Source organism: Leptolyngbya sp. GB1-A1 (assembly GCF_039962475.1).
Lineage (GTDB): Bacteria > Cyanobacteriota > Cyanobacteriia > Elainellales > Elainellaceae > Leptolyngbya_A.
This window is the reverse complement of record NZ_JAMPLI010000001.1, coordinates 186,112-206,325: the sequence shown is the minus strand read 5'-3', so window position 1 is coordinate 206,325 and position 20,214 is coordinate 186,112. Positions and strand designations below refer to the sequence as shown.

Here is a 20,214-nt window from a genome sequence, read left to right as displayed (position 1 = left end):
CCTTACCTGAGACAGCTTCCCACACCGCCGCTCCTTCACGGGCTGAGCTTGAAGCTTTCTGGATGCCCTTCACTTCCAATCGGCAATTTAAAGACAGTCCACGCCTGTTTACTGCCGCGAAGGATATGCATTACACCACCGTCGACGGGCGACAGGTACTAGACGGCACGGCGGGACTCTGGTGTGTGAATGCGGGTCACTGTCGATCGCAGATTGTTGAAGCAGTCTCGAAGCAGGTGGCAACGCTCGATTTTGGTCCAACGTTTCAAATGGGGCATCCGGGACCGTTTCAGCTTGCCGATCGCCTGATAAAAATGACTCCCGGCTTTGATCACGTCTTTTTTGCCAACTCCGGTTCAGAAGCAGTCGATACTGCGCTGAAGATTGCGATCGCCTATCACCGGGCACGAGGTGAAGGCACGCGGCAGCGATTAATTGGACGAGAGCGTGGCTACCACGGCGTCGGGTTTGGTGGCATCTCGGTGGGCGGCATTGGTCCGAACCGCAAGTTTTTTGGCGGTTTGCTGACGGGCGTGGATCATCTGCCTCATACACACAATCTCGAACACAATGCCTTTAGCCACGGTCAGCCGGAATGGGGTGCACACCTGGCAGATGAGCTCGAGAAAATTGTCGCGCTGCACGATGCCTCGAATATTGCGGCGGTGATTGTGGAACCCGTGGCAGGTTCGACCGGAGTACTGATTCCGCCAAAAGGCTACCTGGAGCGGCTGCGGGCAATTTGCGATAAGCACGGCATTCTGCTGATTTTTGATGAGGTCATCACCGGATTTGGACGACTGGGAGCTAGCTTTGCTACAGAGTATTTTGGCGTTAAACCCGATATGATGACGGTTGCTAAAGGCATTACCAACGGTACTGTGCCAATGGGAGCCGTCTTTGTGCGTGAAGGAATCTATGATGCCTTTATGAATGCGCCAGACAACGCGATCGAGCTATTCCACGGCTACACCTACTCCGGGCATCCGGTGGCTTGTGCGGCAGGACTGGCAACGCTAGAGATTTACGAGCAGGAAGGCTTGTTCGATCGCGCCCGTGAAATGTCTGCTTACTGGGAGTCGGCAGTGCATTCGCTGAAAGGACAGCCCCATGTGATCGATGTGCGTAACCTGGGACTGGTTGCCGGAATCGAGCTGGAGCCGATCGCCGGAAAACCCTCGGCTCGTGCTTTTGAGTGCTTTTTGCGCTGCTACGAGAAGGGCCTGCTAATTCGCACCACAGGCGATATCATTGCCCTGTCGCCGCCTCTCATCATCGAGAAGCACCACATCGATCAGTTGGTTGAGATGCTAAGCGAGGTTTTGCGCGATTTGCCGTAGCCTCTAAGAATGGGTGAAAGAATCGTCGTTATCACCCGGCCGGCCTGCTAGCGGGTCAATTCTGAGAGAAACTTAGCCTCTTCTCCGTTTCTAAGTTCCCCAAAGTTGGGAACTAAAGGGAAAATCAAGGGGGCGATCGGCAGATTTACAACTCCTCACGTTCTCTCTGCACAGCAATTACGAATCAGGACGCATAATTCAGAGCGTTCAAAGTCCAAAGTCTTGTGAAACAATGAACAGGGGGAGAATATCCCCCATTTTCTTTATCTCTTTCCTATTCCTCCCAATCGATTGCATGGCTCTTCAACTGCGTGTCTACGTTCCCCCCCACCCGCTAATCAAACACTGGCTGGCAGTGTCTCGTGATGAAGCAACGCCCTCGGTGCTGTTTCGTAGTGCGATGACTGAGCTAGGCAGATGGCTGACTTATGAAGCAATCCGCGACTGGTTACCCACGATCGAAACCGAAGTGAGCACGCCTCTGGCAACTTGTCCGGCGACGTTTATCAACCCAGAAGTTCCGGTAGCAGTGGTTCCCATTCTGCGGGCAGGGCTGGCGTTGCTAGATGGCGCACAGGCACTCTTGCCGCTTGCCTCGGTTTATCACATTGGCGTGGTGCGAAACGAAGAAACACTCGAACCCAGTGTCTACCTGAACAAGTTTCCTGAGAAATTCGACCCGCAGACGCGAATTCTAATTACCGATCCCATGCTGGCGACAGGTGGCTCGATGATGACGGTCATGCAAGAATTAACGCGACGAGGCGCTGATCCAAGCCTGGTAAGAATTATTGCCGTTGTTACGGCTCCGCCTGCCCTACAGCAGCTTAGCAATGCCTTTCCGGGTCTGGTCGTGTATGCGGCGACGATCGATGAAGGTTTAAACGAAAAAGGCTACATTGTTCCTGGATTGGGCGATGCAGGCGATCGAACGTTTGGCACTTAAGATTGGCACGAAACCTTAGCGTCATAAAAGGAGAATTGCATGAGCCAGCAGGGAAATTTTATTGGTGGCTTTTTGTTGGGAACGGTGGTCGGTGGTGTGGTTGGTGGCGTGATCGGTGCGCTGGCAGCGTCCCGGCTCAATCAGGAATCTGCGGGATCTGAAAAATCGTTCTCCAAGCTGGATAAAGCCGAAAGCAAGCCCACAAAGCGACGACAGCTTAAAGCCCCGACCGAGCAAAATATGGAAATTGCGCGGCGAGGCTTAGAAGACAAAATCGCTCAGCTGAATGATGCGATCGACGATGTGCGACAGCAGCTTGGAACGGTGAACGGTACATCAGTTCAGGGAAACGGCGAACAGGTCGTCTCTCAAGATCCGTAGATGCTCTCTGGCTGCTGGACGATTTGCTGACGATTAATGATCAAGATGCTCAGTTCATACCCAGTTCATGAGCAGTTCAGCATGATCAGCACTATCGGCTGCGAAGAGTTTGGGTGAGCGTGTCGATCGAGGCTTTCAGGTCTTGCTGTGAGGCGATGATTGGATCAACGAGGTCTTCTGCAACTTCCTCTTCGCGCAAAAATCGTCTTTTGGCAGCTTCAAACGATTGGATAACCAAAAAGAGAACGAACGAGATAATCAGAAAATTAAGCACCGCAGCGAGAAATACTCCATATTTAATTCCATTGATTTGAAGCTGGTTAATGTCTTGTAAGTTGGCAGCTTGCAGTGCCGGATTGAGGAGCAACGGAGTAATGATATCTTTCACAAACGAATCGACAATCTGGCTGAAAGCAGCTCCAACCACGACTGCAACGGCAAGATCAAGGACATTGCCCCGCATGACAAATTCACGAAAATCTGCCAAAAACCCTGTTGCAGCGCGTCGTCCTCTTCTGACTGCCATTGTTTCTATCCTTTGTTTTTATACACGAATGTTTTTACACACGAATGCTTCTACACGCGAATTTAGTTCTGGGTGAACAACTGCCGCTAATCTCCTGTTTCTAAAGAAAAAAGTCAACCCGTTTTTCACAAATTTCTTACCTTTGAGGGAGATGTCTGCTGACGCGATCGAACCCAACGTGCTGCAATCCGCTCTGCTTGCTCATTTGAATCACCTCATTCGCGATCGCGATCCCTATTTTGCCAGCCAGGGACATTTTTACGTGCGGGAGTATGTGCGGGAGCAGTTGATTCAGTGGGGCACGATCGAAACCCATGAATTCACAGTGCGGGGCGGCCTGCATCAAAATTTGATTCTCGATTTGCCCGGTAAAGCGACTCGTCCGCCGATTTTGATTGGCGCACATTATGATGCTGTTCCGGGTACGCCAGGGGCAGATGATAATGCTTCAGGCGTTGCAGTGCTGCTGGAACTGGCGCAAATTTTTGCAGCGGAGCCTGCCCGTTATCCCCTGCGGCTGGTTGCCTTTGATATGGAAGAGTACGGCTTACTAGGCAGTGCAGCCTATGCGCGCGAGCTGAGACAGCAGAACCAACTCCTGCGGCTCATGATTTCGCTAGAAATGCTGGGCTACTGCGATCGCGCTCCTCAATCCCAGAAATATCCGGCTTTTCTCAAGTATTTCTATCCCGACCGCGGCGATTTCATTGCCCTGGTGGGAAACGTGCAGACCACGCTGGATCTGATCCGACTTCAGCGACAAATTCGTACTGTGGGCAGGGTCGGCTGTGAATGGCTGCCTGCCGGAAAGCGAGGCATGATTGTTCCCGTAACACGCAGCAGCGACCATGCTCCTTTTTGGGACGAAGGCTATCCGGCAATGATGATCACCGATACCGCGTTTCTGCGGAATCCGCACTATCACAAAAGCAGCGATCGGCTAGACACCCTCGATCTGGAGTTTTTAGCACGGGTTTGTTCAGGGCTGGTTGCGGGAATTCGATCGCTTTAAGCGACGAGGAAAATTTGCGCTGCTCCGGTCGATTTGCGCTAATCTAATACGCACTTTCCACTTGTTTCTGCACGTTAAAGGCTCCGATCGCTGTGAAGCTCCGACATTTCATTCCTTTTTTTGATTCCTCAGCTCAGGACTGGGGACAGGAAAGCCGTCTGCTGCGCTGGCTTACCTTTTTGTGGCTATTGGTCGGTTTAGTGGTGATGTATTCTGCGTCCTTTGCGGTGGCAGATGCGAAGACGGGCGACGGGCTGTATTACTTCAAAATTCAGTTGTTGTGGATTTGTTTGGGCATGATGGGGTTTAATGTCCTGGTGCATTCGCCCCTGCGCTTTATTCTCGGATTGGCAAACTGGGTTTTGCTGCTGCTGCTGGGGCTAGTGCTGATGACGCTGCTGCCAGGCGTCGGAACCGAGGTCAATGGAGCAACGCGCTGGCTGGTCATTGGTCCCGTCGGCATTCAGCCGTCTGAGCTAATCAAACCGTTTCTGGTATTGCAGAGTGCGCGGATTTTTGGGCAGTGGGAGCGGCTAGACTGGGGAACTCGTCTGCTCTGGGTGGGAATCTTTGGAATGACGATCGCCGCAATTCTCTTGCAGCCCAACCTGAGTACAGCAGCCCTTTGCGGCATGATGATTTGGTTAATTGCCTTGGCGGCAGGCTTGCCTTACTTATACCTGGGCAGTGCGGCAGGGTTAGGCGTTCTGGCGGCTATCGTCAGCGTTAGCCTCAAATCCTATCAGCGACGGCGATTGATTTCGTTTCTCAATCCCTGGGCAGATCCCAAGGGGGACGGCTATCAGTTGATTCAGAGCTTGCTGGCGATCGGCTCAGGCGGCATGTTTGGCAGTGGCTTCGGGCTGTCGCAGCAAAAGCTGTTTTTCCTGCCAATTCAGGATACTGATTTTATTTTTGCGGTCTTTGCCGAAGAGTTTGGTTTGGTCGGCTGCTTTTTACTGTTTCTGATGTTGGCAGGCTATGCAACGCTAGCAATCCGGGTTGCGCTCAAGGCAAAAAATCAGGTGCATCAGTTGGTTGCAGTTGGCGTCATGATTTTGATGGTGGGGCAATCGCTGCTCAATATCGGCGTTGCAAGCGGGGCACTGCCCACCACAGGGCTACCCTTCCCGCTGTTCAGCTATGGTGGCAGCTCGATGATTGCCAGTTTGCTAGCGGCAGGATTGCTGATTCGGGTTGCTAGGGAAAGCACCAGCGCAGAAGTCATTGCGATCGATCCTCGCTGGGCAAAATCTGATTCATGATGGAATTAACCCAGCCGATCGCTCAACTCATTAACCTGTCGTTATTGACCTGGCGTTAAAGAACTTGAGCTAGCGTGAGAACTGTGACTTACTGTTTTTTGAGTGACTTATGGTTGAGTCGATCGATTTAAGTCAACTTTTTTTGAGCCTATTGTTTTTTGAGCCTATTGTTTTATAGCGAACTCCGCCATGCCGCAAAAAATTCTTGTTGCTGTTGATGAATCTCCCTTTGCCGAAATCGTTTTCGATCAAGCCTTAAAAATGGCAAATGCCTTTCAGTCTTCTCTGATGGTGCTGCACGTTTTATCGCTGGATGAGGAAAGTAGCCCCCAAATGCCTCTTGCCGCATCGGGTCCAGGATCTTACGTAGTGCTGGAAACGGCAGTGATGGATGCTTATCAGGAGCGGTGGCAGGAGTACGAGGAAAAAGGCGTCACTCAGCTTCAGAGCTTTACCGATCGCGCTACTCAAGCGGGAATTGCCACTGAATTCAGCCAGTTATCCGGTCGTCCAGGCAAAGTGATTTGCAACCTGGCGAAAAATTGGCAGGCAGATTTGATCGTAGTAGGACGCAGAGGGCGATCGGGCTTTGGCGAGTTCTTTTTGGGTAGCGTTAGCACTTATGTGGTGCATCATGCGCCCTGCCCAGTGATGGTCGTACCTGCCAAGACCTCGACTTGAGCCATTCGGTCTGCTGCCCCTTGCCTTTCCTCGGCTTCCCTTGTCTACCTAAGACTGCATCTTTAAAACCTGCGAGTCCTGCAATTTGTCCATCCAGCCTTCCAGATACGTGAGATTCTCCTGCTGGTGCTGTGGGTTTGTAGTATCGATCGGGTGAGGCATCAAACCTCTTATGGCTGCTGTCGTGACGCAAAACATTGCTTTCTGGAAGCTCAGACAAATCTTCACCCGCAGGTCGTCTTCGCCCCGTAGCTCCTGGAGATACACCTGCCGCAGGGCATCGGGCAAAAAATGGGTCATGTCCTGCATCAGCAGCGTTGGCGGAATCCCGCCTCCTCCAACAGGCAGCGGATCGGCAAACAGTGCCCCGTAGTTAAAATCTGCCTGATTGGAAGAAATTTGACCCGCCTGCGCATTGTAGGAAATCGTGCCAAAGAAGGGAAACGATCGAAAGAAGACCGCTTCTACATAAGGCACGGCCGTATCCTTCAAAAACGTCAGCCCTGCCGATTTGGGAATAATTTCGTAGCGTTGATCGCCAATTTCAACGGCATAAGTGATCGGGTCAGCAGCAGCTGCTACCAGTCCATCCTGAACATGTTGCACCACTTGAGGAATCGTTTCGATTTCGCCTCGATCGTAGCGATCGGATAGCTCCAAAAACATTCGGCTCATCACATCCCAGAACTGCCCCAGCGCACTGTAGTAGCACAGCAACCGCACCTGCTCCGGCAAAAATTCGGGAAACAGGCGATCGAGTCCCTGCATCATGGCGTTGCCCCGCAGTTTGGCTCGAATCGCTGCCCCTGCCCCCTGGCTAAACTCTTCGCTGTCTAGATAAGCATCCAGCCCTTCTGCCCCATGCCAGAACATCGCTTTCATGCAATATTCGGCAAACTCATAGTTAATGCGATCGTGCCACCAGTGCTTCAGCAGTTTGGCGAAGGTCACTTCACCATTGAAATACTTAAAGAAAGGAAACAGCATCAAAAACTGATGCTCTGCAATAAAGGTGAGGTTGCGATGATAAGCATCCAGCACGACGCCGTAGCTCTTGAGAATGCCAACCACTTCCAGCACATTCCCAGGAGAGTCGGGCAGCAGTGCACCGCCTGCCTGAATTCTTTCGATCAAATCAGCAAGGGGATGAGAGCGATGGGGCGGAACGAGAGTTACCATGTGCGAATTGTTTCAGGAGTGAAGGAAACGAGGAAATTGAAAACGTAACCTTGAGGAATAAAGGGACTATGGGCGAATTAGCTCATGGAGGGCATCCTGCCAGAGACAGAGGCAGCGTCAATTGCAGGCACAGCAGGAGCCGGAGTAAAATCTTCGATCGCTTCTGCGGAAAACTGGGAAGCAACCGGGGGATCTGCGGCAGGTGCGCTCGGTATTGACCAGCTCATTGCCGTGCGGCTCGGACTGTCAATTCCTAGAGTCTTGGAAATCGACACGCTCCAGCGAGTTATCCAGCCAGGCTGAAGCCCCAGCAAAATCACCAGAACCGCGACAATTACTGAAGGAATGCGATCGTGCCAGCGGACACGCGGTAGGTTCGCTAGCGTCTCTGGCAATCGACCAAAGAAGACTTTGTTGATCAAAATTAGAAAGTAAACCGCAGTCAGTGCGGTTCCCACCATGCAGAGCAGCGTTTGCACCGGAAACACAGGCAGACTGCCGCGATACACAATAAATTCGGCAATAAAGCCCACCATACCGGGAATTCCTGCGCTTGCCATTGCGCCGACCACCATCAAGCTCCCAACCAGCGGCAGCCCTCGCTCGGGGTTGAGCAATCCACGCAGCACGTTAATATCGCGGGTTCCAGTTTTGGTATACACCACACCCACTAGCAAAAACAGCAGCGCAGAGATTAAACCGTGGCTCACCATCTGGGCGATCGCTCCAATCAAACTCAGCGGGGTCGCCGCCGCTGCCGCCAGAATTACATAGCCCATGTGCCCTACCGAGCTATAGGCCACGATTTTCTTCATGTCGGTTTGAGCGATCGCCGCAAATGAACCGTACAGAACGCTCACCACTGCAACACCTGCAATCCATGGCGACAGGACTTCCCAGGCATCGGGAAATAGCCCCAGTCCAAACCGCAGCATTCCGTAAGTACCCAGCTTCAGCAAAACCCCAGCCAGCAGCACCGATGCCGGAGTCGGAGCTTCAACGTGCGCGTCGGGCAGCCAGGTATGCAGGGGAACAATCGGAATTTTGATGCCAAAGCCAATCAGCAGCGTGACCAGCAAAGCAATCTGAGGTGTTGTAGACAAATCGTGATCGCGTACAATCCCATAGTCAAAGCTGCCCGAGCCGCTCAGGAGCGACAAGCCAAAGAAGGCTGCCAAAATCACCACGCCCGAAATTGCCGTGTAAATCAGAAACTTGGTTGCCGCATAGCCGCGCTTTGCCCCACCCCAAATCGCAATAATCAAATAGAGCGGAATCAGCTCAAACTCATAGAACAGGAAAAACAGCAGCAGATTTTGCGAGAGAAAAGCCCCAGCAACAGCTCCGTTCAGCAGCAGGATTAGGCTGTAAAACAGCTTCGGACGGTGGATTTGAGCATCACCGCTATAGAGCGCAACCCAGGTTAGCACCCCATTCATCACCAGCAGCGGCAGCGACAGTCCATCCACCCCAAGCTGATAGCTCAAGCCCAAATTCTTAATCCAGGGCAGCGATTCCTGAAATTGCAGTGCCGCGTCGCCGAGGCTAAATTGGCTAGCGACAACAAGCGACCAGACTACAACCAAACTACAAAGCGCAAGGGCAATCTGCCGCGATCGGTTCACTTGAGACGGCGGCAGCACACTAATCAGCAGAACCCCAAGAAACGGAACCCAAATAAAAAGACTCAGCATCGCAAGGAATTGCAGGATGAACAGCAGACGATCGAAAAATAAGGCGAGAACCGCTCAATTAGCGAAAACAGTCACTAAAACAGCGGACTCCAGATCAGCCATCCGGTTAGGCTTAGAGCCAGCAGTAGCCCCACAAACAAATTCAGCAAATAGCTGCGCGACTGCCCGGAAATCGTATATTTCAGGCTTTCTCCGCTAAAGATTGAAGCCACTCCAACAAAGTTCACCAGCCCATCCACCACATAGCGATCGAACCAAGCAGTCAAGCGCGAACCCTGCACCACTCCAAACACCACACTGAGCTTGTAGAGGCGATCAATAAAAAAGTCATACGCCAGTACATCGCGCAGCACAGACCCCACAAGCGGAGTTGGCTTTCGTACTGCTGGGTTAAGGTAAATGATGCCTGCAAGGGCTGCTCCACCTATGCCCGAAGCGAGCAAACTGGCGAGTAGACTCAGATTGACTTCGCTTAGCGCGGGCAAAAGCTGCCACTGTTTCAGTAGCAAAGGCAGCAGCAGCGCAAAAATCGAGAGCGTCACCATCGGCACCGCCATTAGCCAGGGTACTTCCGGCGCGCGGCGCGTTTTTGGCTGCGGGTGACCCCAAAAGACCAAGCCAAAAACTCGTACCAAGTTAAATGCCGTGAGTCCATTGACCAGCAGCAGCACTGCAACCAGCCAGGGAGAAACCGCCCAAACGCCCTCCATCCACTGCACCATTGCCCAGAAGCCGCCAAGCGGCAGCAGTGCCACCGAAGCCAGCCCACCCACGACATAGGCAAACGTTGTAGCAGGCATTCGCTTTGCAAGTCCGCCCATCTCGGTAAGGTCCTGGGTGCTAGTCGTCAAAATAATTGACCCGACACTCATAAACAGCAGTGCCTTAGCAACACCATGGGCAAACAAAAACATCAGTGCCAGATCATCTTGCTGAGTTCCCACCGCCAAAAATACTAGCCCCAGATAGGCACTGGTCGAGTGAGACAAGGTTCGCTTGATATCAATTTGAGCGATCGACACTAGCGAAGCTCCGATCGCCGTTAGCGACCCCAGCACCATAATTGTTGTCAGCGTCACGGGCGAGAGTGCCAGCACAGGCTGAAGCTTGATCAGCACATAGGCTCCGCAGGCAACAACCACAGAATTTCGCAGAATCGAAGCCGGATTTGGACCCTCCATCGCTTCATCTAGCCATAGGTTCAGCGGAAACTGGGCACACTTCCCTGTTGGACCTGCTAAGAGCGACAGTCCCAGCAGCGTTGCAACCACCGAGGGAAGCTGAACGTTTTCTGCCCACAGCGCAAGATGGGTGAAGTCCATGCTGCCAGCCAGCGTGGATAAGGTGACCACACCCATCAACAAGAGCAAGTCTCCAACTCGTTTAGTCAAGAAAGCATCACGGGCAGCCGTTACCACCAGGGGCTGAGCATACCAAAAGCCCACTAACAAGTAGGTAGAAAGGGTCAACATTTCCAGCAGGGCATAGCTTAGAAACAGGGAATCGCTTAGGGCGATGCCGCTCATTGCCGCCTCAAAGAAACCCATCAGCGCATAGAATCTTGCCAGTGCCCAGTCTTTTTCCAAATAGCCCAGCGCGAAAATCTGTGCCAACAAACTTAAGCCAGTGATAAACAGCGCAGCCGCAACGCTTGTGCGAGAGGTCTCCAGGGTTAGCCAGATATCTAAGTCAGGAACACTCAGCCAGGGAATCAGCGATCGAACGGGTTCTTGATCCCAAACTGCCTTTAGCATCAGGGCACTGTGAACCAGAGCCAGAACAGTCATCAGGATATTAAAGTAGGCGGCTGGTCTTGGTCCAGTGCGGCGAACTAGCCCGATCGACCAGGGCAGCGTCAGAATTGCGCCAATCAAACCGTACAGGGGAACCCACCAGCTCGTCTGAACGAGAAGCTGATTCATTACTGATCTTTCCTTATTGAGATGAAATAAATGCTGCAACCAAACTCCCTGCCAAACCAAAATCAAGACAATAATTTTGAATAGCAGAATAATTTAGCAAAAATTAAGGGTTATCTAATCTAGCATAGAGCTTTCACCGTTGTTCTCAGTCAGGCATTGCTGAAGCTTTCTACTCTAAAGTCATCTCAATCGTGCAAAAAATGCTTCGCAACTAACAGAGATGAGCGATTCTAATCAATTCATTATTTATTAGGGGAATACTAGCATCTTATAGCGTGATCCCCAGGCGCAGCACATCTTAATAAATTGATATACCCTGCCTTCCACCGCATCAGTCCTAGGAGCCAGAGGAATCGAATAAGTTCATAAGTTTTTTCTTATCAATGGTATAATTTTTTCTACAGGTTAGGGCATAAAAAACATCAATCAACCGTCTTCAAATCGATCGCTTTATCAGCCTGCTTCAATACAATTTTCCGGTTCCATCAATTTCTTAAGCGAAATCAGGTGGGTTTGCGTTATTCACTGGAGAACGATTACTGAAAGGGTGAGCCCGCGATCGAAGCCAAGATACGCTATAAAAACAAGTTATGTTTAGTATAAAAATAATCATCTCAGTTTATATTGCGTAAGGTTGTCCATCACCTGTATTCTTAATTCTGGGAATTCTAAGGTGTTTCCTGAAAATTTAACAATCGGTCATCCCGTGAAAATTTTCAGAGGCAGTTTTTAGAAATAGTTAGTGCCATTCTCGTTTTGCTGTACGGGAGACCAAGAATGCCGATTGCGGTTGGAATGATTGAGACGAAGGGCTTTCCTGCGGTCGTAGAAGCGGCAGACGCTATGGTGAAAGCGGCGCGGGTAACCCTAGTAGGCTATGAAAAGATTGGCAGTGGTCTTGTCACAGTGATTGTGCGAGGCGATGTCTCAGAAGTTCAAGCATCGCTTGCAGCTGGGATTGAGAGTGTCAACCGGGTGAACGGCGGACAAGTTGTTTCCACCCACATCATTGCTCGTCCTCACGAAAATCTGGAATATGTTTTGCCCATTCGCTATACCGAGGCGGTAGAGCAGTTCCGCTCCTAGCAGTTCGTTCAGCCTGATTTGCTGAGTTTGATTTGCTAGGTTCGATCGACGGCTGATCTCGGTCAGCGATCGTGTTTAACAAGGTTACGAAGACTCATTAACTGGAAGGGAGAAAGACTCATGGCTATTGCAGTAGGAATGGTAGAAACCCTCGGTTTTCCGGCGGTTGTCGAAGCAGCAGACGCAATGGTGAAAGCAGCTCGCGTCACGCTGGTGGGTTATGAAAAAATTGGCAGCGGTCGCGTCACAGTAATCGTTCGGGGTGATGTCTCCGAGGTTCAAGCTTCGGTCTCTGCCGGAATTGAGAACGTGAAGCGGGTGAACGGCGGGCAGGTTCTCTCTACCCACATCATTGCTCGTCCCCACGAAAACCTGGAGTACGTACTGCCGATTCGCTATACCGAAGCAGTCGAAGCGTTCCGCGAAAGCGTGAGCGGTATCCGTCCTATCAGCCGTTCCTAAGCGATTCGTTCCTGATACCGAATGCAAATTGCTAAAGTCTGCGGTACGGTGGTTAGCACCCAAAAAGAGCAAAGCCTGACTGGTGTGAAATTTCTGCTCGTGCAGTTTATCGACAAGGAAGGGCAGCTTTTGCCAGAGTATGAAGTGGCTGCTGACAGCGTTGGGGCAGGAAATGATGAGTGGGTGCTTGTGAGTCGCGGTAGTGCAGCCCGACAAACCGAGCGGGGCGAATCGCGTCCCCTAGATGCGCTGGTTATCGGCATTATTGACACGGTGAGCGTCGATAATTTGCGCCTCTACAGCAAGCGAGACCAAGATCGATAAGTTGCCTTAAATCAGAGCCGTCTGTAAAAATGTGTCTCTGGTTTAAGGTGGCTTTCCGATCGATAGCTCAAGCCTTTGTCTTAAGTGATTCTTGGAAGTGTGGATTCAATTGGTAGTAAGCAAAGCATCCTACCTGTCTGGTTTGTGAAATAGATCTTTTGTTGAGCCGGACAGGCAAGGGTAACTGCTTTACAGAAGCTACAGCACGTTGAATCCTAAGTCTCCTCGATTCTCTGAACCAATCGTTTAAAGCAGCTATTCAGGCTTGTTTTGCTGACTGAATCTTGTCTTACACAACGCTGTTTTTAATTCTCTGGCAACGGCTTTCGCTGTTGTTTCAGATGGGAGAAATTTAATTTATGGTAGTCCGTGGCTCTGCCCCTCTCCCTACCCCTTGGTCGGAGAGTTTGGCACAACCCAGGATTGACGAGACTGCCTCTGTCCATTCCTTTTCCAATGTCATTGGAAATGTGGCGATCGGTGCAGACGCGCTGATTGCTCCTGGGACTTCTATTCGCGCTGACGAAGGGAGTCCTTTTTCCATCGGCGCGGGAAGCCATGTTCAGGATGGCGTGATTATTCATGGACTGAAGCAGGGGCGAGTTATCGGAGACGATGGGCAGGAGTATTCAGTCTGGATTGGCAGGAATACTTCGATCGCTCACATGGCTCTTGTTCATGGTCCGGTATATGTGGGTGACAACTGCTTCATCGGCTTTCGGTCAACACTTTTCAATGCGCGAATTGGGGCAGGCTGTGTCGTCATGATGCACGCACTGATTCAGGATGTTGAAATTCCTCCCGGCAAGTTTGTGCCTTCAGGGTCAATTATTACTCAGCAGCAGCAAGCCGATCGGTTGCCCAATGTCCAAACGGCTGACCTAGCGTTTGCCGCTCATTTGATGGGCATGAACCGTGCCCAACGATCGGGGCATCACGGTGCAAACACATTGACTCACTTTGCTCCGATTCGGCAGCAGTTAGAGCGGGTCTATCACAGTGATACCCACAGTGACCCCGGCGATCGTTCACGCGAATTCAGTTCTTCTAGCGATTCACAGGATCAAATGCAACATACTCGTTTAGCTCCGGCAGTGGTGGAGCAGGTTCGTCGGCTTCTCTCTCAAGGTCTTCGGATTGGCATGGAACATGCCGATGCGCGTCGATTTCAAACTAGCTCGTGGAGTAGCTGTACCCCAATTCAGTCTAATCACGAACAGGATGTGCTATCTGCGCTAGAAAGCTGCATGGCTGAGCATGGCGGCGAGTATGTGCGGGTCTTTGGCATTGATACTAAAACGAAGCAGCGAGTCTCTGAAATGACCGTGCAGCGTCCGGGCGATAAGCCTGCTCCGGTTAGTTCGCCTTCTAGCAGCTACAGCTCTAGTTCTTCCAGCTACAGCTCTGCTCCTTCTAGCAGCTACGGCTCTAGTTCTTCCAGCTACGGCTCTGCTCCTTCTGGCAGCTACGGATCGTCGGGAAGTAGTCATCTGAGTGCTGAAGTGGTGGAGAAAGTGCGTCAGCTCGTGGCACAGGGCTTCAAGATTGGCACAGAGCACGCCGATGCACGCCGATTCCGAACAAGCTCCTGGTATAGCTGCGTGCCTATTCAGGCATCACGGGAGTCTGAGGCGATCGCTGCCCTCGAAAGCTGCCTGGCTGAGCATAGCGGCGAGTATGTGCGGGTCTTTGGCATTGATACCCGGTCAAAGCAGCGCATTTCTGAAATGATCGTGCAGCGTCCGGGCGACACCGGGAACGGCAAAACCAGTGCGCCTGCACCCAGCAACTACCAGGCTCCCGTCAGCAACAACGGATACAGTACGCCTGCACCCAGTCAGCCTGCATCGGGAAGCGGCAAATTGAGCCGTGAAGTGGTGGATCAGGTCAGACAACTGCTAGCGCAGGGATATCGGGTTGCAGCAGAACACGCGGATACCCGTCGATTCCAGACCAGTTCCTGGAAAACCTGTGCGCCGATTCAGTCAAACCGTGAACAGGATGTGCTGTCGGCAATCGAAGGCTGTATGACAGAAAACGCAGGCGAGTATGTGCGGCTATTTGGCGTAGATATGAAGTCGAAGCGTCGCGTTGCGGAGGTCATCGTTCAGCGTCCATAGTGCCTTGATAAGGACACGATAGAACCTGGATGACGGTAACACTATGCCTCGCCCTCGCCCTGTCATTGACGACACCCATTTGTTCGTCAGTGGTGACGTTGTGATTCATCCGACTGCGACGATCGCGCCTGATGTGCTGCTGCAAGCCGATCCAGGTTGTGCGCTTGTAGTGGCTGCTGGAGCTTGTATTGGCACGGGTTCAGTTCTTCATGCTTATCAGGGACAACTGACGATCGAATCAGGCGCAACGCTGGGCAGCGGGGTGCTAGTGGTGGGGCAGGGAACGATCGGGGCAGAAGCCTGTATCGGCTCGATGAGTACGATCATTGATAGCTCGATCGAAGCGAATCAATCAGTCCCTCCAGGTTCTCTGATTGGGGACGGGAGCCGTCAGGTTGACCTGGCAGCGGTTCCTTCATCTAGCCCTCAGGCAAATTCCCCCATTCGCCCCCCAGCCAGCCCCCCAACCCCGCAAGTTGCCCCCAATTTTTCGCAGTCTACGCTTTTTGGAACGAATGGTGCAGTGCCGCCTGTGCCTTCTCCAAAAGCGAACGGGGCTGTCTCACCTGCGCCTCCGAACGCTTCATCCGCTCCGCCTATCGCTTCTACAATCCAGCCTGTGCCTCCATCTAAGAAGGCAATGACGCAGATTTACGGTCAGGCGTATTTGGAGCGTATCATGGTCACCATGTTTCCTCATCGGCAACTGTTTGAGCCGCCCCCCAATCCACCCGAAAACTCGCCGGACTCCCCAGCAGGATAGGTGCGCTCTCTGAAAGACAAGCTATGCTTGGGGTGGAGATAGATTGCATTTCAGGTTTCACCATCCGCCTCCCAAGACTGCTATGACTTATTCAACCGGATCGTCCATGTACAGCGAGAGTGCCTTGGGGCTGGTTTCAACCCGCAGTTTTCCGGCGATCGTTGGCACTGCTGATATGATGCTCAAGTCCGCAGGTGTGCGGCTAGTAGGCTACGAAAAGATTGGGAGCGGCTACTGCACGGCGATTGTGCGGGGACGCATCTCTGATGTGCGGCTGGCGGTTGAGCAGGGAGCCGATATCGCAGAGCAGTTTGGTGAGCTCGTAGCAAAAGCAATTATTCCCCGTCCAATGCCGAATCTGGAAATGATTCTGCCGATTAGCGGTCAGCTTTCCCGCTTTGCTTCGGAGCAGGGAACCAGTCGGCTCAGCAATCTGGCGATCGGCTTATTGGAAACACGCGGTTTTCCGGCAATGGTGGGCGCGGCGGACGCGATGCTGAAATCGGCAGACGTGCTGCTGTCTTCCTACGAGGTAATTGGCGACGGGCTCTGCACCGTGATTGTTCGCGGACGGACGGCAGATGTGGCAGTCGCAGTCGAAGCCGGAATGCACGAAGCGGAGCGAATTGGTGAACTTCATGCGGTAATGGTCATTCCGCGTCCGCTGGAAGACCTGGAGGATACGCTGCCTGTCGCCAGCTGCTGGGTCGAGAAGAAGCAGCCGATCGCCCTTCCGATCAATCTCCGCCAAACTCAAAAAGAATTGGTAGAACAGCAGGTAGAACTGCCCGATCTTCAGCAAATGGTGGTGCCGGAGGAAGTCGAACGCGACGGATAAAAAATTATGACTTCTCAGCAAGGACGCTGGCAGTTTTGGATCGATCGAGGCGGCACGTTTACCGATGTTGTAGCGCAGCGTCCAGACGGTTCTCTGACGATTCACAAGCTGCTGTCTGAGAATCCCGATCGCTACAGCGACGCGCCTCTTCAAGGCATCCGCGAGGTAATGGGTCTTCCTGTAAACGTGCCGCTCCCTACGGCCCAAATTGCGGCAATTAAGATGGGAACCACCGTTGCGACCAACGCGCTGCTGGAACGCAAAGGCGATCGAACCGTGCTGCTGATCACGCAGGGATTTCGCGACGCGCTACGGATTGGCTATCAGAATCGCCCCAACATTTTTGCGCGGCAAATTGTTTTACCGGAAATGCTTTATGAGCGCGTGATCGAAGTCGAGGAACGCTGTACAGCTCAAGGCGAAATTCTCGCGCCGCTTCATCCTACTCGTTTGACTGCCGATCTCCAAACTGCATACAACGCAGGAATTCGCGCCTGTGCAATCGTCTTAATGCATGGCTATCGCTATCCCGCCCATGAACAGCAGGTTGCTGACCTTGCAAAGGCGATCGGATTCACTCAAATTTCCGTTTCTCACCGAGTCAGTCCGCTGATGAAGCTAGTGAGCCGGGGAGATACCACGGTTGTTGATGCCTATTTGTCGCCGATTCTGAGGCGATATGTCGATCGCATTGCTGCTGAACTTCAGCAATCGGACACTGGCTACAAGCCCGCGCTGATGTTTATGCAGTCAAATGGCGGGCTTACCGATGCTAGCCTGTTTCAGGGCAAAGACAGCATTCTCTCTGGTCCGGCAGGCGGCATTGTGGGAGCGGTGCAAACCAGTGCGAGAGCAGGATTTGACAAAATTATCGGCTTTGACATGGGTGGCACTTCAACCGATGTATCCCACTTCAACGGCGAGTATGAGCGGGTGTTTGAAACCGAGGTCGCAGGAGTCAGACTGCGTGCGCCGATGATGTCAATTCATACGGTTGCGGCAGGAGGCGGTTCGATTTTGCAGTTTGACGGTGCGCGCTATCGAGTCGGACCCCAATCGGCGGGAGCACATCCTGGACCTGCCTGCTATCGCAAAGGCGGACCCCTGACAGTGACAGACTGTAATGTAATGCTGGGTAGAATCCAGCCGCAGTTTTTCCCACAGGTTTTTGGGCAGGAGGGCAATCAGCCGATCGACTTCCAGATTGTGCAGCAACAATTCACTCATTTAGCGGCAGAAATTGCGGCAAAGACAGGGAGTGCTCAAACTCCTCAGCAAGTTGCCGAAGGATTTCTAACGATCGCGATTGACAAAATGGCAACCGCGATCAAAAAAATCTCGATCCAGCGCGGCTACGATGTGGCTCAATACACCCTTTGCTGTTTTGGGGGCGCAGGCGGACAGCACGCTTGTCGCATTGCAGACGCACTGGGCATACGTCAGGTGTTTCTCCATCCCTATGCTGGTGTACTCTCGGCTTACGGTATGGGCTTGGCAGATATCAGCACGATTCGCGAACAGGCGATCGAAGCCCGTCTTACCGATGAAGTACTATCGACCCTGACCGAAATTCTGAATAACCTCACCGCAGAAGCTCACACCGCCGTTCAGCAGCAGGGCATTTTGCCGGAGAATATTCGATCGCTTTCCAGAGTTCATCTGCGCTATGAAGGCACGGATTCTGCATTGGTTATTGACTTTGGCGATCGTCCAGCCATGCTGCGCCAGTACGAGTCGGCATATCAGCAACGATACGGGTTTGTGATGAAGAACAAACCCCTAATTGTAGAAGCAGTTTCAGTTGAAGCGATCGGTAAAACGACTACCCCGACCGAGCGGGTAACCGCTCCCCCACGGACTCAACCCCTTTACCCCACCTCAACGGTGCAGATGTACACTGGGGGCCAGGAACACAATACGCCCGTCTACCTGCGTGAGCAGCTTTGTGCCCACGATCGTCTCCTGGGACCAGCTCTGCTGATCGAAGCAACCAGTACGAACGTAATTGAACCCGGCTGGCTGGCAGTTCTAACCGAGAACAATCATTTGCTGCTGCAAAAGCAAACGGGTGTCAATGCTCAGCGCGAATCCCAAATCGACCTACCGCTCGCCAAGCCCGACCCGGTACTGCTGGAAATTTTTAATAATTTGGTGCGATCGATCGCTGAAGAAATGGGTGTGACGCTGCAAAACACCAGCTACTCTGTGAACATCAAGGAACGGCTGGATTTTTCCTGTGCCATATTCGATCGCAGTGGACAGTTAGTTGCTAACGCACCCCATATCCCAGTGCATTTGGGTTCGATGAGCGAAAGTGTCCAGAGCTTGATGACCGCAAAGGGCAACCGCTTGAAACCGGGCGATGTCTATGTACAAAATAATCCCTACAACGGCGGTACTCACTTGCCTGACATCACGGTGATCACACCCGTTTTTTTAGAAACTAATACACCGCAGTTTTACGTTGCCTCACGCGGACATCATGCTGATATCGGGGGAATCACACCTGGCTCAATGCCGCCGCATAGTCAAACGATCGAGCAGGAAGGCATTTTGATCGATAATTTTCTGTTGGTCGAACAGGGACAGTTTCGTGAAGCGGAGATGCGGCAATTGTTAAATACCGAAGCTTATCCGGCACGTAATCCCGACCAAAATATTGCCGACCTTCAGGCACAGGTGGCAGCGAACGAACGCGGTGTGCAAGAACTCCGGCGCATGGTGAGTCACTACGGGCTAGAAACGGTGCAAACCTATATGCAGTTCGTTCAGGATAATGCAGCCGAAGCAGTGCGGCGAGTCCTCAGTGTCCTTCAAGACGGCAGTTTTACTTACCCGATGGATGATGGCACTCAAATTCAGGTCAAAGTTACGATCGATCGCCCTCACCGTACAGCAACCGTTGACTTTACAGGGACTTCTCCGCAGCAGCCCAACAACCTCAATGCACCCCTCGCAATCTGCAAAGCGGTCGTTCTTTATGTGTTTAGAACGCTTGTTGAGGATGATATTCCCTTGAACGCAGGCTGTCTTCAGCCGCTCACGATCGTTGTCCCGGAAGGCAGCTTGCTGAATCCGCACTACCCCGCTGCCGTGGTTGCAGGCAATGTAGAAACTTCCCAGGCAATCGCCAATGCCCTTTATGGTGCGCTCGGAGTCATGGCAGCCGCACAGGGCACGATGAACAATTTCACGTTTGGCAACGATCGCTATCAGTATTACGAAACGATTTGCGGCGGGTCAGGAGCAGGCAAAACGTTCGATGGCACAGACGCAGTGCAAACCCACATGACCAATTCGCGCCTCACCGACCCAGAAGTGCTGGAATGGCGGTTTCCGGTGCTGCTCGAAAATTTTGCGATTCGTACCGGAAGCGGCGGAACGGGAACTCATCAGGGTGGCAATGGAGTAATTCGCTGTCTCCAGTTCCGGGAATCGATGACGGCAGCAATTCTGTCCAGCCATCGTGTGGTTTCTCCCTTTGGGTTAGCAGGCGGTCAGCCAGGGGCGATCGGACGCAATTCAGTCGTGCGATCGACCGGTGAAACGGAACTTTTAAGCGGTAGAGCCGAAGTCACGATGAATCCAGGCGATCAGTTTAGGATTGAAACGCCCGGTGGCGGAGGATATGGCAATCCCTCAAATTAAACTCTGGCTTACCCAGATTGAACCCTG

17 protein-coding genes are annotated in these 20,214 nt (G+C 52.3%); 13 read left to right on the top strand and 4 right to left on the bottom strand.

The window, feature by feature from the left end; translation table 11 throughout:
* Positions 1-62: 62 nt before the first annotated feature.
* The 3 genes from NDI45_RS00910 (at position 63) to NDI45_RS00900 (ending at position 2,667) form a co-directional block, all read left to right on the top strand.
* On the top strand, positions 63-1,340 hold the full coding sequence (locus NDI45_RS00910) for an aspartate aminotransferase family protein (RefSeq protein WP_347277927.1): 1,278 nt from the start codon (positions 63-65) through the stop codon (positions 1,338-1,340).
* A gap of 295 nt (positions 1,341-1,635) precedes the next feature.
* The gene (gene upp / locus NDI45_RS00905) at positions 1,636-2,286 is read left to right on the top strand and encodes a uracil phosphoribosyltransferase (protein ID WP_190794323.1); all 651 of its coding nucleotides are present in this window, start codon (positions 1,636-1,638) and stop codon (positions 2,284-2,286) included.
* Between the two features lie 39 nt (positions 2,287-2,325).
* Complete coding sequence (locus NDI45_RS00900) at positions 2,326-2,667, top strand: hypothetical protein (protein ID WP_190794322.1); 342 nt, start codon at positions 2,326-2,328, stop codon at positions 2,665-2,667.
* Positions 2,668-2,758: 91 nt separating this feature from the next.
* On the opposite strand, the gene mscL is transcribed toward NDI45_RS00900, so the two are convergent.
* On the bottom strand, positions 2,759-3,193 hold the full coding sequence (gene mscL / locus NDI45_RS00895; protein ID WP_190794321.1) for a large conductance mechanosensitive channel protein MscL: 435 nt from the start codon (positions 3,191-3,193) through the stop codon (positions 2,759-2,761).
* Between the two features lie 151 nt (positions 3,194-3,344).
* On the opposite strand from mscL, the gene NDI45_RS00890 reads away from it, so the two are divergent.
* The 3 genes from NDI45_RS00890 to NDI45_RS00880 all read left to right on the top strand — a co-directional run bounded on the left by NDI45_RS00890 (position 3,345) and on the right by NDI45_RS00880 (position 6,151).
* Positions 3,345-4,205, top strand: coding sequence for a M28 family peptidase (locus NDI45_RS00890; RefSeq protein WP_190794320.1), 861 nt, complete (start codon positions 3,345-3,347; stop codon positions 4,203-4,205).
* 92 nt (positions 4,206-4,297) lie between these two features.
* Positions 4,298-5,470 (top strand): FtsW/RodA/SpoVE family cell cycle protein, encoded by a 1,173-nt coding sequence (locus NDI45_RS00885; protein WP_190794319.1) that lies wholly within the window; start codon positions 4,298-4,300, stop codon positions 5,468-5,470.
* 189 nt (positions 5,471-5,659) lie between these two features.
* Positions 5,660-6,151, top strand: a complete 492-nt coding sequence (locus tag NDI45_RS00880; RefSeq protein WP_348245789.1) for a universal stress protein — start codon at positions 5,660-5,662, stop codon at positions 6,149-6,151.
* Between the two features lie 48 nt (positions 6,152-6,199).
* Here NDI45_RS00880 and NDI45_RS00875 read toward each other — a convergent pair whose 3' ends face one another.
* The 3 genes from NDI45_RS00875 to NDI45_RS00865 form a co-directional block, all read right to left on the bottom strand.
* The gene (locus NDI45_RS00875; RefSeq protein WP_190794317.1) at positions 6,200-7,330 is read right to left on the bottom strand and encodes a CO2 hydration protein; all 1,131 of its coding nucleotides are present in this window, start codon (positions 7,328-7,330) and stop codon (positions 6,200-6,202) included.
* A gap of 77 nt (positions 7,331-7,407) precedes the next feature.
* Positions 7,408-9,024 carry an NADH-quinone oxidoreductase subunit M gene (locus tag NDI45_RS00870; protein WP_348245788.1) on the bottom strand — a complete coding sequence of 539 codons (1,617 nt, stop codon included), beginning with the start codon at positions 9,022-9,024 and terminating at the stop codon, positions 7,408-7,410.
* 74 nt (positions 9,025-9,098) lie between these two features.
* On the bottom strand, positions 9,099-10,946 hold the full coding sequence (locus tag NDI45_RS00865) for an NAD(P)H-quinone oxidoreductase subunit F (protein WP_190794315.1): 1,848 nt from the start codon (positions 10,944-10,946) through the stop codon (positions 9,099-9,101).
* A 777-nt stretch (positions 10,947-11,723) separates the two neighbouring features.
* On the opposite strand from NDI45_RS00865, the gene NDI45_RS00860 reads away from it, so the two are divergent.
* From NDI45_RS00860 to NDI45_RS00830, 7 genes are all read left to right on the top strand, one after another.
* Complete coding sequence (locus tag NDI45_RS00860) at positions 11,724-12,032, top strand: BMC domain-containing protein (RefSeq protein ID WP_190790180.1); 309 nt, start codon at positions 11,724-11,726, stop codon at positions 12,030-12,032.
* 120 nt (positions 12,033-12,152) lie between these two features.
* Positions 12,153-12,494 carry a carbon dioxide-concentrating mechanism protein CcmK gene (locus NDI45_RS00855; RefSeq protein ID WP_106173690.1) on the top strand — a complete coding sequence of 114 codons (342 nt, stop codon included), beginning with the start codon at positions 12,153-12,155 and terminating at the stop codon, positions 12,492-12,494.
* Between the two features lie 21 nt (positions 12,495-12,515).
* On the top strand, positions 12,516-12,818 hold the full coding sequence (locus tag NDI45_RS00850; RefSeq protein WP_190790179.1) for a EutN/CcmL family microcompartment protein: 303 nt from the start codon (positions 12,516-12,518) through the stop codon (positions 12,816-12,818).
* A 359-nt stretch (positions 12,819-13,177) separates the two neighbouring features.
* Positions 13,178-14,938, top strand: a complete 1,761-nt coding sequence (locus NDI45_RS00845) for a ribulose bisphosphate carboxylase small subunit (RefSeq protein ID WP_348245787.1) — start codon at positions 13,178-13,180, stop codon at positions 14,936-14,938.
* 43 nt (positions 14,939-14,981) lie between these two features.
* Positions 14,982-15,701, top strand: a complete 720-nt coding sequence (locus tag NDI45_RS00840) for a hypothetical protein (protein WP_348245786.1) — start codon at positions 14,982-14,984, stop codon at positions 15,699-15,701.
* A gap of 82 nt (positions 15,702-15,783) precedes the next feature.
* Complete coding sequence (locus NDI45_RS00835) at positions 15,784-16,539, top strand: BMC domain-containing protein (RefSeq protein ID WP_199296341.1); 756 nt, start codon at positions 15,784-15,786, stop codon at positions 16,537-16,539.
* A gap of 6 nt (positions 16,540-16,545) precedes the next feature.
* Positions 16,546-20,187 carry a hydantoinase B/oxoprolinase family protein gene (locus tag NDI45_RS00830; protein ID WP_348245785.1) on the top strand — a complete coding sequence of 1,214 codons (3,642 nt, stop codon included), beginning with the start codon at positions 16,546-16,548 and terminating at the stop codon, positions 20,185-20,187.
* The last annotated feature ends 27 nt before the right edge of the window (positions 20,188-20,214 follow it).